The organism is Thermosporothrix sp. COM3 (genome assembly GCF_059696735.1).
This window is the reverse complement of record NZ_AP019376.1, coordinates 2,092,586-2,108,796: the sequence shown is the minus strand read 5'-3', so window position 1 is coordinate 2,108,796 and position 16,211 is coordinate 2,092,586. Positions and strand designations below refer to the sequence as shown.

Sequence of the window (16,211 nt, the reverse complement as noted above, 5' to 3'; positions counted from 1 at the left end):
ATTACTCGCCCTATGAACTTTTGCCTGTTACCTGAGAACAGGATGTCACGTGGTTAACTACGAAACCCATCCAGAAGGCAATGAAATGTTGTTCGAGTTGAAAGGAGAAAAACATGAAGCATGTTTTCCGCGTAGGAATACTCCTCTTTTGTGTCTGTTCCGTCTGGTATGAAACAGGGAGCACGGCCCGAGCTGGAGAACAGCACTCGTTGTCTGGCAGAACTTTGCCAGCGAGTTCGTATCCCGAGAAGCAACTGCTTCCGATTCACGTGCTCGTGCAAAGTCCCGCTGACACGGTAACAGAGTTACAGATTATCTGCTTGTTCCGTTCCGAACCGAGGAATACGCTGCATGGATCACTGATTGAATTAAACACAAAGCTGCATGGATTACTCGATAATGTGCGTAAACCATCCGTCTTTGGCGGTGAGTGGGGTGAAACCTATCTGATTACTCCTCCCGATGGAACGATCCAGGCCAGGAAGCTCCTGCTTATTGGGCTTGGCGATTCGCAAACGTTTGAGCCGGAGAGAATGAAGCTGGTTGGGTCGATTGCATATCAAGAGGCAAGTCACCTGGGGGTCGCCCATCCATTTTTCGCGCCGACAATCCTGGATGGAGGAGTGACGACTTTCTCGACGGGACAAGTCTCTGAACAGGTGACACTTGGTTTCTTACATGCGGCCTTAGATGCTCATCATGAGAGCACGATACAAGATGTCACATATCTTGCTGGAGCATCTCATGTACAAAGCACACAAAGTGGTATTGATAAAGCTACTGATACAATAAGGGGAGAATGTGGCGCGTTCCTCAAGTGTGCATAAGTATCAACCCCGGAGGGATGAGCTACATATATCTCACTTCAAGGTAGAAAGTGATATACTCTCTCGGAGCAGGTTGTCTTCCGATTTGTATCAGACAGAGCTTGTAGAGCCAGGCCTGTAGCTACTGAAGGTGTGTGAATGTACAGGAACCAGGCTCACAAGCGCAATCACAAGTAGTTTGTATCTCTGCTCCATCGTATCAATGATCGGGCATATACCATAAATAAAAAGGGAAGACAACCTTATATCCTGATGTGATTAGCGAGGGGTGTTCGTAAAAGATCGACCATAACCAGAGCAGCGAGCAAAAGCATTGGAGAGTTTTTCCACCTTCAGAACGCTCCAGTTTCGCTTCATCCGTGCGGTGTAAGCGGACAGAGAAGAGTGTAGAGTGTACCGCTTTCGACACGCGCGGTTTTCCTGAGAGACATGCGCCACAAATCAGCAGAGAAGACGGTACACTCTATATTACGGCTCCCGGGGACCTTTTTTCCCTCGCAGCAGTCCGTTTCTCACATGGGTTTTGGGGCTCAAGCAGCAGACAGAATATCAGAAAGACTCTCGCGGGATCTGGAAGCGCTCACATATACCACCGGTCAGGATCACTATGGAAAGCCAGGAGATGGAGCACATCGCTCATATCTTACCTCCCTGAGGTGCCGGATGGGACACCTGCAAGTAGCCTGTGGGGTGAGCTGGACCTTCACCAGGATGGCATGAGGGATTCCTGTCAGGCGAGCAGAATCAGAACAGTATGTGAGAATACTCAGGCACGCACCGGGAAGCGCCGTTCAAGCGCCTCTACGACGTGCCGCAGGAACTCCGGTCCCCAGTCACGAAGATCGAGCGTTGGCCAGCTCAATACCCAGTTGACCAGATCGATCTGGCGTACCAGTTCAAAGAGTTGAAGCTGCTCCTCGTAGTCGTGAGGAAGCGCGCGTATCGATTGATATCCCTCAAGAAATGCTGCACGCTGTTCTGCCCACTCCGCCTCGGTCACATTCTCACGCTCCAACGCCTCGCTGAACGTGGGCGCCATATCAAACAGATAGTATCCCCAGCCACAGTCTTGAAAATCGATCGCGCGCACCTCATCCCGGTAAAACAGGTAATTATACTGGTGCAGGTCGGAATGGATCATGCCAAAGACCTCGGGCCCCTCACCAAGTGCCTCCATTCGCAGCCTGATATGCTCGGATGCACACTGGAAGAGCGCCCGTTCCTTGCGCGAAAAGACCTCCTCAGCCCGCGACGTGCCCAATGGCGCCTGCGGACCGAACAGCCAGCCCCAGTTAAGCCGAGGCCGCGTAAAGCCAGGAGGCGGCTGGAAGCAGCGCGAGTGCTCATGCAGCCCTGCCATAAACTTCCCCACAGCCCGGAACTCCTTCGCGCCCAGGCTGGCCTCGCGAATCGTCCCCTCAACCCAGTGAAACAACACAATCACGCGCGGCCCGGGCACCGCATCACTCGTCACCTCGGTAAGCAGCTCGCCATCGCGGTTCGTCAGCGGCAAAGGCACAACAATCCCAAGATCACGATGCAGCGCCAGGAGCCAGTGCAGTTCAGAACGCAGCTCATCACGCGAGAGCTGCGCCGGGTCGTGGATGCGCAAGACAAAACGGCCAGCCGGCACGTCGACCCGCACAATCGGAGTACTCACATTGTTCAATAATGTCAGTTTTGCCTGCTCGAATCCATAGCGGTTGACACTCCCCAGGCCAGAAGGCCGGGGATTCTTCCTTCATCCAGCCTGCTTGCGCGGCGCCGCAGTGCGACGACGCGTAGCGGCAGGCTGTCCAGAAGCGTTCGACGAGACACCCTCGTCGGTTCCCGTCTGCCCGACGGTACCCTGTAGCGCTTTGTGCAAGATATTCAAGGCGGCATTGTGATCTCGGTCGAGGAGCAGCCCACAGCCAGGACACAGATGGGTACGCACACTCAAGCTCTTCTTCACCCGTTGTCCACAACGAGAACAGTCCTGACTGGTGTAGGCCGGTTCCACCCCAATCACTGGAACCTGATGCAGCGTGCCATAGTAATTCACCCACCAGAGGAAGCGACCCCACGCCGCATCAGAAATGCTCTTGGCCAGATGGCGGTTCTTGACGAGATGGCGGATCTGCAAGGCTTCGTAGGCAAAGAGGATCGTGAGACGAGACAAGCGCGCTCGCCTGCTTCCTGGCGAAGTCCTCGCGCTGCCGTTGCACCTTGAGATACGCTTTGCTAAGGGCTTGACGGGCTTTGCGCCGATTGGCGGAGCGCTTCTGCGTCTTCGAGAGCCGACGATGTAGCCGCTTGAGCCGCCGTTCCGCTTTGCGCAAATACCGGGGAGGAGCCACGGTGTTGCCTTCGGAGTCAGTGAAGAAGGCACGCAGCCCCAGATCAATGCCCACCTGCTTGCCAGAGGGCTGATGCTCAACGCGTCGCGTGGCCGCCACCGCGAATTGGCAAGAATACCCATCAGCCCGCCGGAGTAGCCGTACCCGCTTGATCTGTGAGAGGGGAAAGGCCATGATATCGCGCGAGCCGATGAGGCGCAGCCGGCCAATGCCGCAGCCATCTGTGAAGCGAATATGAATGCCATCGGCCTCCAGCTTCCAGCCCGTCTGCTTGTCCTCGACACTGCGACAATCGTGCTGGAACTGAGGGTACCCCTTCTTGCCGGGTATCTTGAGACGACAGTTCTCGTAGAAACGGGAGATGGCAGCCCACGCCCGGTCTGCGGCAGCTTGCCGGGCCTGCGAGTTGAGGGAGAGCGCAAAGGGAAATTGTTTGGCGAGCACAGCGCAATACCGCTGCAGATCATTCCTGGAGACGCCACGTGCATCCATCCAGAGGTGCAGGCACTTGTTGCGAATGAACTGGGTGGTGCGGATAGCTTCCTCGATGGCGGCGAATTGTGCCTTTGACCCATCGAGCTTGTATTCATAGACCAGCATCCCTTGCTCCTTGTTCGTCCTCACTGTCTTCGTGTATTCTCGCACAACGATTGTCTTCTGTCAAGCGAAGGGGGACGTCCTGCCGCTGCTGGCTTCCTGCGCCATCCATCCCCTTGGCTGAAGCCAGGGGCCTTCTGCCGCTTTCTGGTAAGCGCCTGTTGCGCCATAGCCCGGAGTCGGCGATAGCGTCCTTTATGTGTAAGAAGGGTATATGGTTTCATGTGCTCTTCCTCTTAAAATCTGAAGCAGCCTGAAAGCAAGCTGACTCACCTCATCAGTGCTCTTCCCTGGCAACGTGAGCAGCACCGTGTCAGAAAGTCATGCCCGCCATTTCAGTGCAGCCAGCACCATCCCCCCGCTTCGATTGTCCTCGTTTTCCACAAAGGAAGCAGAGAAGATTGTCATATGCCTGATTTTTCTTTCACCTGGCTCCCTATAGTATACCTTGAAATGAGTATATTTTTGGAAAGCGATGCTGCAACACTGCACACTTTTCTCTCCCTTCCTGATCACTACTGCCCTTGAAAGACCAGAGAAGCAAGGCGCCGTATCCTGAGATCCAGTGACTCAAGAAACGGCTCAGGATCGCTGACATGCTCCATGAACCACCCATCCGTTACGATGGAATGCACGGCCCCTATTACAGGGGCGCGGCTCAGAGCCTGATCCACAGCAGAACCCCAGGCCAGACACACCGAAATACCTCTCTGACACCTGGCTCCTGACGAAGGGGGCGTCTCCGTTGGATTATGGCTTGACATCCTGAATCGCCTCGGGCTATACTTGCTGTATGCGGAATTGGAATTCCGCTTTCTCTAGAATATCGATCGTTTCCCCTTGCCCTGATCTTCGAGAGAACGCAGGTAGAACTGTTGTGGGGACAACTCCTGATGACCGTTTTCTCGTTTCCTTATCTAAAAGGAGGAGCGCATGAATGACGTTGAACGAGCAGGCAAACGTGCAGATGCTATCGCTAATCGTGCCCGTCTGCTTGAAGTTGCCCGGGCGGTATTTGCGCGATCGGGGCTTGATCTGGAAGTGACTGACATCGCCTCCCAGGCTCAGGTAGGGGTCGGCACGCTCTATCGCCATTTTGGCAACCGGGAGGGCCTTTTGCGCGCCATCGTCACTGATATTGCTGAGACTGCCGACGCACAGATCCGTCAGGCAATCCTGCCCTACAGGGATGAGCCGCGTTCCGCGCTGCGGGCCCTGATCACAGCAGGATTGAGCGTACAGCAGCAGTATCAGTCTCTTTTCCCGGTACTGCGTGACTTCCGGCTTACAAAGCTGTTTGAGCCTGCTCAGAGAGAGGCCATGCGCGCTCAGTTTCTCGATCTGGGAAGAGAGATCATTGAGCGAGGCATCCTGGCCGGGATCTTTCGGAAAGATCTTGATGTTGATGTGGCAGCGGCTTCAATCTTTGGCTCACTGACCGGTGTCTTTGAAAGCCTCGGGAAATACTATCCTCTGGCCGAACTGGAGGAGCGACTTTTCCAGTTGCTCTGGGTAATGGTGGCAAAAGCAGATGAGCCATGAGAAGAAGCTATTCAATTCAGAAAGGAGGGACGCGACGTCCCCACCAGAGCGCCTGCATCACTTTTTGAGGAGCTTACCAGAAGCATGCTACCGGTTTGCTGAGCCGGTAACAAGTAGAGAGGAGCATTCAGATGAGTAGCGAACAACTGATGCCTACCAATGAACGCAAGGAAGAAGAGATCCCTTCATATCCCTTCCCTTTCGCAGATCATAGCCTGACGTGTCCCGCGATATATGATCGGTTGCGTGAAACGTGTCCGGTTGCACGAGTGCATATGCCTCATGGTGGCGATGCCTACCTGTTGACCCGGCATGCGGATGTAGTGAAGGCATGGACGAACCCTCAGTGTGGTGTCATTCAGGCATCTGATGGTGATGTGCCACGCCGTGAAGTCAGCATTTTGAGCGGAAATAGTGAAATGGTCTCTCTCATGAGCGTCTCTGATGCTCGCCACAATCAAACGCGCCGCCTTGTCACCGGGGCATTTACGGTGAAGGCCGCCAATGAGCTGGCCCCACGGGTGGAAGAAGTCACCAACGCTCTGGTTGATACAATGGAGCGCAAAGGCCCGCCAGCAGATCTGTTTGAAGACTACGCGATTCAAACCCCGATGACCGTTATTTGTGAGATGCTCGGCGTTCCACGGGAGGACGAGCCCAGATTCCGTCAGTGGGGCCGCGTGATCGTTTCGCAAACAATGTCAGCAGAAGAACGGCTGGAGCAATGGAGGGAAATGAACGCCTATTTGCTCCCTCTGGTTGAGCAGGAGCGCAAAAACCCGGGCAACACAGTGCTTGGAATACTGGTCAAGGCATATGAGCAGGGCGATGATGTTATCACACAACAGGAACTGCTCTCGTTTGCCGCGGCCCTTATCGGCGCGGGCTTTGAAACGGTGAGCACAACCTTTATCAACTCGGCCTTTATCCTCTTACAGCGCCCCGATCTGATCGCACAGTTGCGCGAGCGGCTTGATGATCCCGAGCGATTATCTCGGGCTGTAGAGGAGATCCTGCGCATTACGCCCATCGGCCTGGGGCGCCCACGTATTGCCCGCGCTGATGTGACCCTGAGCGGAACCACGATCCACACCGGTGAGGTGATGATGCTTGATATCCTTGCCGCAAACCGGGACGAGTCTGTTTTTCCTCATGCACATGAGATCAACTTTGATCGGGAGCCTAATCCGATGGTGACGTTTGGACGCGGCATTCACGCCTGTCTGGGTCAGCAGATCGCGCGTATGGAACTGCGTGTGTTATGGTCGACGTTGCTGCGACGCCTACCAGATATACGCCTGGCAGTTTCGCCTGAAGAAGTGCCCTGGAGGCCGAACGATTCGGCAACTTTTGGTCCGGCTCATCTTCCCGTGACCTGGGGGTAACTCAGCACGGCGTTTGTTATAGCCTTGATTCATGCTCTTAAGCAACTTTCCACTGATGAGCCTTGGTACAAATCCAGGCTTGTTACTGGTGAGTGTTGCCAGATTGTCTAATCCCAAGTCGATACCAGCGACCAATGAAGCATCTCCGCTTGCCGGTTCCGGCTCTTGCTCATAGATGACTTCCACAACATAGTGGGTAGACTTGGGAACGATACGTACTTGCTTAACGCTCCGTTGTTGCGTTTGAATGGTGATACCCAGTTGGGACGGTTGTATCAGGCCCCGTTTTAGCGCTTTCTTGCTGAGAGCCTGGATATCGTAGATGAGGATATTCCGACCTGCTACCTTGTCTTTGTATCCAGGCAATTTGGGACGCCCTGAGAACCGTTCAGGATAGGCTTTCCATGCTTTGATTGCTTGAAAGAAACTTTTCCAGTTCTTATCCAGGAGTCTGAGCACATCATTGCTTACCTTACGTGGCAAGGCTTGATAGGCTTCATGCCCCTTCAGCATATGGAAAAGTTCAGCATAGCCCGTGTAGGTTCCCTGGAAGATGAACGCTTGCCGGACAAAGTAGTTAGCCGCATTATAGAGATTTTTTGAGGCAAACGCCGCCCGATCTATGGCCTCATAGCGCGGGTCGCTTTTCTCAATGATATGTTGTTCGACTAATTGCATCTACTTGTCCTCACGCTGGAGTTGCTCAAGCAGGGCTTCTGTTGTGCGTTTCGCTCGACGCTGTCCGTAGAGCCGTGCAGTGAATGAGGAGACAATTGCCACCAGATCAGCAAGCAAATCCTCATTATCGTTCTCTGCCACGTTTACTCGTTCTCAGGATAGGGAAAACGTGCATTCCAGCGCTCCAGCCTGTCCGTTCCAGATCGAGGGCACTTTAAAGATGCCTTTATTGGAGTAGAGATCGGGGGAAAAGTCTTCTATCGCTATGGCGAAACATCTCGCTTCCTAAGTGCAAGATCCTATCACTGTGCTCTCCCTCGACGGCTTCTACGGATGGAGGAATGCCCTGCTTTCATTGTCTCGCTGTAGCAAGGAGTGAGACCAGCGCATTTCTGGTCTCCCAGGGAGAAACAGCCCCCTTCTCTGGAGAATGATCCTTTACCTGCGTCGTGTTCCGTATCCAAAGAAGGTCGCTATTCGAGCCAGACTACCAAAAAAGATGGGTTGCAACCAGCGTGGCGGACCAACAATATACCCATCAATAGACTTCCACAATACTCCCAACCAGAGCGGGTTACGTGGTATTCCTTTTTTCGTCATTTTCCCCGCACATTCCAATTGATGAACCATTTCAAACATGCGTCGATGCTGGCCCGGCGGCCGAATCTCATGAGAAACACGCAATTGGTCTTCGCTGATATTCCAGAATTGGTGGACTTGATTTGGCAAAACCGTTATCGTTTCACCTGCTGTACAAATACGTTCCTTTCCATCTACCAGAAATCGCATCTTCCCTTCCTGAACACTGAAGGTCTCTGTTAAATAAGGGTGCCAATGAGGACCATTCATCGCCCCCTGTTTAGGTACCAGATGCTCAACTCTCAGATACGCACCAGCTTGATCCATTCCTTCTTCAAGAAAAGTGATTCGTCTCCCATCGGGATGCAGCAACTCTGCCGCCTTCTTATCTTCTTGCGTCACGTTCTCAGTGAAACCTTTCTATTTACTCCATCATATAATAGCGTGGTTCCCTGTCAATTGTAAACAGATACATCCCCTAATTTTAATGCTTCTGCGCATGGGTCAGCAGACTTTAACCAAATAGGGCAGAGAGCATTCCAGCTTGCCTAGGGAGAAGTAGACACCAGGATGATGATAGGCACAGGAGGAGAAACAGCATGAAACGAACGAGTAGCGCTTTGCATGAGCGGCAACAGGCACAACTATCGAGCAGGCAGAACGAGAGAGAGTGTCGGGAGCGGAGTGCAGACGGCGGGCCGTTAATGCCTTTCTCATGTGGGCGGACCCTGCGTATCACCCCACCCCGCATCAAAGGCGAAGGATTCTTCCTTCATTCAACCCGCTTGTCCGCCCTCGGCTTTCGAGAGCGCGTAGAGGCTCTGAAAGGACGGAGCTTTCAGAGCCATTTCCTGTTGACACTCCCCAGGCCTGAAGGGCGGGGATTCTTCCTTCATCCAGCCTGCTTGCGCGGCGCCGCAGTGCGACGACGCGTAGCGGCAGGCTGTCCAGAAGCGTTCGACGAGACACCCTCGTCGGTTCCCGTCTGCCCGACGGTACCCTGTAGAGCCTTCTGCAAGATATTCAAGGCGGCATTGTGATCTCGGTCGAGGAGCAGCCCACAGCCAGGACACAGATGGGTACGCACACTCAAGCTCTTCTTCACCCGTTGTCCACAACGAGAACAGTCCTGACTGGTATAGGCCGGTTCCACCCCAATCACTGGAACCTGATGCAGCGTGCCATAGTAATTCACCCACCAGAGGAAGCGACCCCACGCCGCATCAGAGATACTCTTGGCCAGATGGCGGTTCTTGACGAGATGGCGGATCTGCAAGGCTTCGTAGGCAAAGAGGATCGTGAGACGAGACAAGCGCGCTCGCCGTCTTCCTGGCGAAGTCCTCGCGCTGCCGTTGCACCTTGAGAGACGCTTTGCTAAGGGCTTGACGGGCTTTGCGCCGATTGGCGGAGCGCTTCTGCGTCTTCGAGAGCCGACGATGTAGCCGCTTGAGCCGCCGTTCCGCTTTGCGCAAATACCGGGGAGGAGCCACGGTGTTGCCTTCGGAGTCAGTGAAGAAGGCACGCAGCCCCAGATCAATGCCCACCTGCTTGCCAGAGGGCTGATGCTCAACGCGTCGCGTGGCCGCCACCGCGAATTGGCAAGAATACCCATCAGCCCGCCGGAGCAGTCGTACCCGCTTGATCTGTGAGAGGGGAAAGGTCATGATATCGCGAGAGCCGATGAGGCGCAGCCGGCCAATGCCGCAGCCATCTGTGAAGCGAATATGAATGCCATCGGCCTCCAGCTTCCAGCCCGTCTGCTTGTACTCGACACTGCGACAATCGTGCTGGAACTGAGGGTACCCCTTCTTGCCGGGTATCTTGAGACGACAGTTCTCGTAGAAACGGGAGATGGCAGCCCACGCCCGGTCTGCGGCAGCTTGCCGGGCCTGCGAGTTGAGGGAGAGCGCAAAGGGAATTTGTTTGGCCAGCACAGCGCAATACCGCTGCAGATCATTCCTGGAGACGCCACGTGCATCCATCCAGAGGTGCAGGCACTTGTTGCGAATGAACTGGGTGGTGCGGATAGCTTCCTCGATGGCGGCGAATTGTGCCTTTGACCCATCGAGCTTGTATTCATAGACCAGCATCCCTTGCTCCTTGTTCGTCCTCACTGTCTTCGTGTATTCTCGCACAACGATTGTCTTCTGTCAAGCGAAGGGGGACGTCCTGCCGCTGCTGGCTTCCTGCGCCATCCATCCCCTTGGCTGAAGCCAGCGGCCTTCTGCCATTTCCTGGTAAAGCTTCTCACACGCTTCTCGCGGACGTCACTTTTTCTGGCCGCTCACAATACTGGAGGGGAACATGAGAGCTTGCTTCCCTCTATCCAGCTAGCAACCTCAGGCATGCTCCTGCTCGCGCCAGAGCTGAACGTTTTTGCGCATCTGCTCTATATGCACAAGCACATGCTCCGTATATGTTTGTAGCAGGTCATCCAGGCTGAGCATGCCACTCTCAGGATGCTGAACTGTGTTGCTCCAGGCGCTTTCTGGCAGGAGCGTGAGCAGTTGATAGGTCGTTTGGCGCAACAATCGGAAGAGATGAAGCACCTCTTCAGTATTCTGCTCATGATAATACAAACGTTCTGCATACCGATCCTGGTCATAAACACTGATGGGCGAGCCCGGTTCAGCAATAGCGGTGCGAATACGGATAAAGCCATGCACTTCGGCGTCTGCGAGATGAATAAGAATCTCATGAATGCTCCATTCATGAGGAGCTGGCTTAAAGTGCCAGGAGTGGCGAGGGAATGTTTCCAGTGCCTGCTGAACCTCAGCATATGCCTGTGAATACCGCTGAAGGAGTGCCTGTCGCTCTTGTATCGTTGCCATGTGATTTTCTTGCCTTTCTCAAATTGTTTCTGACCTCTTCTCCCAGAAAAAACAAACGGGCACGATATCCCCATAGGGTACACACCCTGCACACATCCTATCTCTTTCCCGATACCTCTGGCAAATGAACAGGACCACCGGATAGAGCCCTTCTTTACCGGCAACCCTCACCAGACCTTTTCTTATCTCCTTCTCAAAGAACCACCTATCAGGAGGATGTTACATTGCCGCCACCCGAATATACTGCAACAACAGTGCACACAAAGCATGGTACTCCACATGGTCATGTGGCTTCTGAAGTGGATACATACCTATTAAAGAAAGGCATTGGTTATGGCTCTAGTGTTTCTCATTCTCGGTCAGCTTTCGTTCATTCTAGGACTGGGAGTGTTCCTGAATACTCTGAGAGGAAGACAGGATAACTGGTTTAACGTGCTTGGCTTCCTTCCTCAAGAATTCCAGCTCCCTGGAGGTGTCGTTCTCCTGCTGGTGGGGCTGACAGTGGCACTCATCAGCGGCTCAATTCTATGGAAATCGAAGAAACAGCAAGCATCTTAGAGACAAGGCCGGTAAAGCTGATGTAGTTGAGAGCAGCGAGAAAAGAAAAACCCGAGGCAGCAAACATACCTCGGGTTTCTTTTTTCGGGTAGCTTTTGTTACCCAACAGAAATATGATATACTGGAAAGTGTTGGGTAACACCATATCCCTCTTTTTCTGAAAGGATACTCTATGCCCAGATACATTCCTTATCAAATCAAGTGGTCTGAGCAGAACCAACGCTATGAGTTTCTGCTTGATGGCCTTTCGGGTTCATGGGCCCTCACATCAGAATGGCTTGAGCAGATCCCGTCATTTTCCTTTCAGAGTCGCTCCGGGAGCCACTATACCGCACGCAAGGAAACAAAACAGCGAGGCGGTACCTATTGGTGCGGTTATCGTCGCATGCAAGAGAGAATCATAAAACGCTATATCGGCAAAAGTAGCGATCTCTCTTTATCGCTCCTGGAAGACATCGCGCATAGTTTCGCGAAACCAAGTCGTCCAGCCTTGCTGTCCTCATCTGCCGAATCTCAATCATTCCCAAAGCTTGAAAGGCAAACAAACCGGCTTCGTGCCCCTTCCAGAACCACTTCTCGTCGAGCTTCCTTTCCTCTTCTCCTGTCCAAACTCTCACCGCCACGCCTCTCACCACAGCTTGTTGAACGCTCGCGCCTGCTTACCCGGCTCAATGAGGCCCTTTCGCATCCAATCACACTGATTCAGGCGCCAGCAGGCTTTGGCAAAACGACCGCGGTCCTTCAATGGATGAACCGGCGCCACAGGACAGCCACAATAGCCTGGGTCTCGCTCGACACTCAGGATAACGACCTGCACCGCTTCTGGCGCTCTATCATTGCCGCATGCCAGAGCCTGAATGAAAGCATAGGACGAGCCGCGTTAGCTCAACTTTCCGCCATTACACGCCCGCCCTTTGAACAGATCTCAATAGAGGTTATCCTGACACACTTCATCAATGACCTTGCCCAACAGAAGCAGGGTGGTCTTCTCATACTGGATGACTACCACGCGATCACTGAACCGGCTATCCACAAAACGCTGGCCTTCTTTTGTGACCATCTGCCCCCCTGCTGGCAAATACTGCTTATCACCCGGAGCACACCACCACTACCATTACTCCGCTGGCGTACCAGAGGAGAACTTGCGGAACTTTCTCCTTCCGATCTTCGCTTTTCGGCAGAGGAAACAGCAGCATTTCTGCATCAGGCAGGTCTTCCAGATGAGGCTATCGCATCGCTTGAATCAACGCTCAACGGTTGGGCGGTTGGCTTACATCTGCTTGCACTGGCGCAACAAGGACAGCCACTGCCAGACAAATCGCCTCTGCCCTCTCTTCGGGATGAAATGCTCCCCACTCAGGCACTACTTGATTACGTCGTGACAGAAATCCTTCAGGCACAGCCAGAAGATCTGCAACTGTTCCTGCTCCAAACAAGCATACTCCGACGTTTCACCACCCCTCTTTGTAATGCTGTGACCGGGAAAGAGGATGGGGCGCTCCTTTTAGGGAGGCTGGAAAGAGAGGGCCTGTTTCTGGAAGCGTTGGGTGATACAGGAGGGCAGAACCAATGGTATCGTTATCACCCGCTTTTCTCTGAAGCCCTCTGGGCCGAAGCCAACCGCCGCCTCGGAGAGGAGACACTGCACGCTCTCTCGTTGCAAGCAAGTCACTGGTATGAACAACATAGCCTTCTTCCAGAAGCAATTGAAGCAGCCTTGCAGGCTCACGACATGGAGCGAACAGTGCTTTTGCTTGAACAGGCAATACAAGAAGATCACCTTCCTGATCCCCGAACACTACTACGCTGGCTCGCTCAGATACCAGTCCCCCTGCTCTCGGCCCACCCGAGAATTTGTTTCTCCTATGCAACTGCGCTACAATTTTCTCAGGAGCTTCCACCTTCTGAGGCAACCGAAACGCAAGTCGATACGCTGCTTCAACTGGCTGAAAATACCTGGGATGATCAGGATGAACATCCTTCTCTCGGCATGGTGTTTGCTTTCCGAGCATTACGAGCGCTTACCCAGGGTGCCGTAGCCTCCGCTATCGTCTATGCGCATCAGGGACTGCACTTCTTCTCTGAACATAGACCACATGACCCCGGCCAGGGATGGCATGGTGTTTGTCTGGCCCTTGCTGGCATTGGCAGCATGCAGGCGGGCTATTTTGCTGAAGCGAAACAATGGTACCAGGAGGCATACACCCATGCTCTGGCTACTGAAAACAGACCTTTTGCACGAAGAATGATCCTCCTGTCAGGCTGGTGCATGTTGGCTCTGGGAGAACTTCACCTCGCACAGGCCTATTTTCAGCAAGCACTCTCTGATGCCAGGGAGCAGAAACAGTATGAAGATGCTATTTCCGCTTTGCTCGGTAGAGCACGCCTCTCATTCGAGTGGAATGATCTTCCCACAGCAGAACAGCAGCTAGAGGAAGCAGTCTCTCTGACACACCACTACACGGCTGGATGGAACGAACAGGCCACCATTACTCTTGCTCTCCTTCAGCACGCAAGAGGCCAGACCAGAGCAGCCCAACAGCAGCTTGTTGCACTGCTCGCCCAACTTCAGGCAACCCCTTCCCTTGCTACCTGGCAAGACCCATTTGACATTCACATATGGCTGACGCGCCTCTATCTGCAAACAGGAGATGTGCCCAATGCAATCCACAATATGGAGCTTTTGAGGCGCTCCGAACCTGCATTCTCTTCCTCACAACGGCTAGAGATGGAGATTCTGCAGGCCCGACTTCTACTTGCAGAGAACAAAGTACAGGATGCGCTGGCTTGTCTGGCATGCATCCTTCCCCTGGTTCGAGAGCAGCAGCTTCTCTATCATCTCCTTGAGATCCATATTCTCTCTGCACAAGCCTATAGAAAAATCAAGCAACCACAGAAGGCCCGCCATTCCTTATATACCGCACTCTCGCTGGCCTATCAGGAGGGATTTATACATCTCTTCCTCGCAGAAGGTGAGCCCCTTCTTCGCCTGATACGCGCACTGCTTCCGGCTCTTCGCGAGAAAGCGGTCAAGGCCTATGCCCGAACCATCGTGCATGCCTCCGCTGCTGCCAGTAAGCACAATGCGTCCAGCAATATGCTCGTTGAATCGCTTTCCCCTCAAGAACAACGAGTATTAGGCTTGCTGGCAGCAGGCTATACCAACCCGGAGATCGCCCTTGAGCTGATCGTGTCGGTCAATACCGTGAAGGACCACGTGAAACACATCTATCAGAAGCTCGGGGTCAACAACCGCCTTCAGGCAAGCGAGATTGCACGCCGTCTCCACCTCAACACGCACTAGGCCGTTTTGCAAATACTCCCTCAATCCGCTTTTCTCAGAAAGAATGGGACTTCTCTTTTTATTGCGAGGGATGGAGCAAATAAGCCTGCTATCTGTGCTGTTTCACTCCCTCAAGAATCAGTTCCAATCCTGCCAGAAAGTCCATATCAGCCGTGTAATTATTGGCCTGATGCTCATTCCAGGCAGTAGACAGAATCGAGCCACCTGACCCCTCGCACCTGTTTGCTTCGTCATCGCCTGGTGCAGCCTGTTCTTCAATTACAAAGCCATAAACATAAGAGAGAATGGTACTACAGGTGATGAAGGCCAGGCGGGAAGGAAAACCCGCGACGAGCAGGTTGTGAATGATCGCCTCCACCAGCCTCTTTAACATAATGGCGCGAGCAAACCCTGCTCCTGCAACCACCCGTGCGCCTTCGCGATGTGCAAGCATCGCCTGCCGTAAACGCTGGCATACCTCTCGTAACCAGTCCTCCCAGTCCTGACCCGACGCCGGCTCTTCGTGCTGCGAGAACTGTTCGGATAACAGTGTGTTCGCCATCTCGTCAATCAAATCCTGTTTGTTGCGCACATGCCAGTAGAGAGCCCCGGTGTGAACATGCAGATCTGCGGCAACCTTCCTCAATGTGACCCCTTCCAGACCGTCCCGATCGAGCAGGGACAGGGCAGTTTCAATGATCTGTTCTCGGCATATTTTCATAACTTTCCTCTCCAAAAACCCCTGAACACAGCAAGCTCCAGAAAGTGCGCGGGCTACCTGCTGGTTAGTACTCTGCCTATGATGCCTTGACATTATAGCATAGCATCGGGTAGAATTGTACGGTGTTCAATTGAACAGCATACAATTTTTATGTCCGTAATCTATGGAGGTTTTTTGATGACCACACGAACGTCTCCTCGTATTATCATCGTTGGTGGCGGGCGGATGGTCTGACTCTTGCGCGCTTGCAGGATACGCGCAGGATTCCTGTAACAGTTTTTCTATGCTCAATCATTGGGAAGTGCACGCTTTGAACTGATCCTGAACGCTGGCCATATACCTCCGGGCTAATCAGCCCGAGCGCGTGTCTGCTCTGTGAAAGAGTTTATGAACAGTGTTGCTGTTTGGTGAGTGTATGATCATGTGAGCTACGCCAGTGTGTATGCGTGCCCGTCCGGTTCGCAAAGGGGCCAATGGAAACGACTCAGTTTCTGATACCTTGTCAGCGGCCTACTTTGTGTCTCTGACGCCCGAACCCTCATCCTCACAATGATTTGGGTGGTGCTCAGAGAATGTTGAGATTTACACACCTGATACTTGATGTATATGGGAAGTCACAAAGTAAGCAAAAGGTGGATAAACACACTCTCCTACTTTTGCTTTTAATGTAGCGCCAGGTAAGAGCTATTCTCGTACTGCTATCAAGAGGATACTGGCTCAACACAGAAGGGAACGTATTTTTTACATTGACCACGTGCACTCAGGCTCCTCACCGAAGCATTCAGGTGGCACTTGCCGCCAGATAGGAATAATGAAGAGAGGTATACCGAATCACCTGCTGACCACTTGTTTTTAACCAGTCAAGGCCTGT

General features: G+C 53.2%; 11 protein-coding genes and 3 pseudogenes. 5 read left to right on the top strand and 9 right to left on the bottom strand.

All coding sequences use genetic code 11. The annotated features are described in order from the left end of the window. Positions 1–113: 113 nt before the first annotated feature. Positions 114–827: a M17 family peptidase N-terminal domain-containing protein gene (locus KTH_RS09090; protein ID WP_497618005.1), complete on the top strand. Its 714-nt coding sequence runs from the start codon at positions 114–116 to the stop codon at positions 825–827. A 766-nt stretch (positions 828–1,593) separates the two neighbouring features. On the opposite strand, the gene KTH_RS09085 is transcribed toward KTH_RS09090, so the two are convergent. The 3 genes and pseudogenes from KTH_RS09085 to KTH_RS09075 form a co-directional block, all read right to left on the bottom strand. Beyond that, positions 1,594–2,487: a phosphotransferase enzyme family protein gene (locus KTH_RS09085; RefSeq protein ID WP_497618003.1), complete on the bottom strand. Its 894-nt coding sequence runs from the start codon at positions 2,485–2,487 to the stop codon at positions 1,594–1,596. A gap of 81 nt (positions 2,488–2,568) precedes the next feature. Next, positions 2,569–3,766: pseudogene (locus tag KTH_RS09080) on the bottom strand (RNA-guided endonuclease InsQ/TnpB family protein). Between the two features lie 512 nt (positions 3,767–4,278). Beyond that, a complete protein-coding gene (locus KTH_RS09075) occupies positions 4,279–4,527 on the bottom strand; it encodes a hypothetical protein (RefSeq protein ID WP_497618002.1) in 249 nt (82 codons plus the stop codon). 169 nt (positions 4,528–4,696) lie between these two features. Here KTH_RS09075 and KTH_RS09070 point away from each other — a divergent pair, with 169 nt between their 5' ends. Next, on the top strand, positions 4,697–5,305 hold the full coding sequence (locus tag KTH_RS09070; protein ID WP_497618000.1) for a TetR/AcrR family transcriptional regulator: 609 nt from the start codon (positions 4,697–4,699) through the stop codon (positions 5,303–5,305). 131 nt (positions 5,306–5,436) lie between these two features. Further along, the gene (locus KTH_RS09065; RefSeq protein ID WP_497617998.1) at positions 5,437–6,690 is read left to right on the top strand and encodes a cytochrome P450; all 1,254 of its coding nucleotides are present in this window, start codon (positions 5,437–5,439) and stop codon (positions 6,688–6,690) included. Here KTH_RS09065 and KTH_RS09060 read toward each other — a convergent pair. From KTH_RS09060 to KTH_RS09040, 5 genes and pseudogenes are all read right to left on the bottom strand, one after another. After that, positions 6,589–7,368 (bottom strand): RNA-guided endonuclease InsQ/TnpB family protein, encoded by a 780-nt coding sequence (locus KTH_RS09060; protein WP_497617997.1) that lies wholly within the window; start codon positions 7,366–7,368, stop codon positions 6,589–6,591. The two genes, KTH_RS09065 and KTH_RS09060, sit on opposite strands and share 102 nt — an antisense overlap. Further along, positions 7,369–7,521: pseudogene (locus KTH_RS09055) on the bottom strand (IS607 family transposase); the annotation flags it as partial. It abuts the gene before it with no gap. 285 nt (positions 7,522–7,806) lie between these two features. Further along, positions 7,807–8,349 (bottom strand): cupin domain-containing protein, encoded by a 543-nt coding sequence (locus KTH_RS09050; RefSeq protein ID WP_497617995.1) that lies wholly within the window; start codon positions 8,347–8,349, stop codon positions 7,807–7,809. 490 nt (positions 8,350–8,839) lie between these two features. Then, positions 8,840–10,037, bottom strand: a pseudogene (locus KTH_RS09045) (RNA-guided endonuclease InsQ/TnpB family protein). 249 nt (positions 10,038–10,286) lie between these two features. Continuing rightward, positions 10,287–10,778 (bottom strand): DinB family protein, encoded by a 492-nt coding sequence (locus KTH_RS09040; protein ID WP_497617993.1) that lies wholly within the window; start codon positions 10,776–10,778, stop codon positions 10,287–10,289. A 333-nt stretch (positions 10,779–11,111) separates the two neighbouring features. Between KTH_RS09040 and KTH_RS09035 the strand changes: the two genes are divergently transcribed. Together KTH_RS09035 and KTH_RS09030 are read left to right on the top strand one after the other, a co-directional pair. After that, the gene (locus KTH_RS09035; protein WP_497617991.1) at positions 11,112–11,336 is read left to right on the top strand and encodes a hypothetical protein; all 225 of its coding nucleotides are present in this window, start codon (positions 11,112–11,114) and stop codon (positions 11,334–11,336) included. Between the two features lie 172 nt (positions 11,337–11,508). Then, on the top strand, positions 11,509–14,640 hold the full coding sequence (locus tag KTH_RS09030) for a winged helix-turn-helix domain-containing protein (RefSeq protein ID WP_497617989.1): 3,132 nt from the start codon (positions 11,509–11,511) through the stop codon (positions 14,638–14,640). A gap of 88 nt (positions 14,641–14,728) precedes the next feature. On the opposite strand, the gene KTH_RS09025 is transcribed toward KTH_RS09030, so the two are convergent. Continuing rightward, positions 14,729–15,340, bottom strand: coding sequence for a TetR/AcrR family transcriptional regulator C-terminal domain-containing protein (locus tag KTH_RS09025; protein WP_497617988.1), 612 nt, complete (start codon positions 15,338–15,340; stop codon positions 14,729–14,731). Positions 15,341–16,211: the final 871 nt, after the last annotated feature.

Excerpts from the sequence above, each read along its gene's own strand:
- KTH_RS09060 (WP_497617997.1), bottom strand. The coding sequence starts at position 7,368 with ATGCAATTAGTCGAACAACATATCATTGAGAAAAGCGACCCGCGCTAT.
- KTH_RS09030 (WP_497617989.1), top strand. The coding sequence starts at position 11,509 with ATGCCCAGATACATTCCTTATCAAATCAAGTGGTCTGAGCAGAACCAA.
- KTH_RS09035 (WP_497617991.1), top strand. The coding sequence starts at position 11,112 with ATGGCTCTAGTGTTTCTCATTCTCGGTCAGCTTTCGTTCATTCTAGGA.
- KTH_RS09075 (WP_497618002.1), bottom strand. The coding sequence starts at position 4,527 with ATGTCAAGCCATAATCCAACGGAGACGCCCCCTTCGTCAGGAGCCAGG.
- KTH_RS09040 (WP_497617993.1), bottom strand. The coding sequence starts at position 10,778 with ATGGCAACGATACAAGAGCGACAGGCACTCCTTCAGCGGTATTCACAG.
- KTH_RS09090 (WP_497618005.1), top strand. The coding sequence starts at position 114 with ATGAAGCATGTTTTCCGCGTAGGAATACTCCTCTTTTGTGTCTGTTCC.
- KTH_RS09070 (WP_497618000.1), top strand. The coding sequence starts at position 4,697 with ATGAATGACGTTGAACGAGCAGGCAAACGTGCAGATGCTATCGCTAAT.
- KTH_RS09065 (WP_497617998.1), top strand. The coding sequence starts at position 5,437 with ATGAGTAGCGAACAACTGATGCCTACCAATGAACGCAAGGAAGAAGAG.
- KTH_RS09025 (WP_497617988.1), bottom strand. The coding sequence starts at position 15,340 with ATGAAAATATGCCGAGAACAGATCATTGAAACTGCCCTGTCCCTGCTC.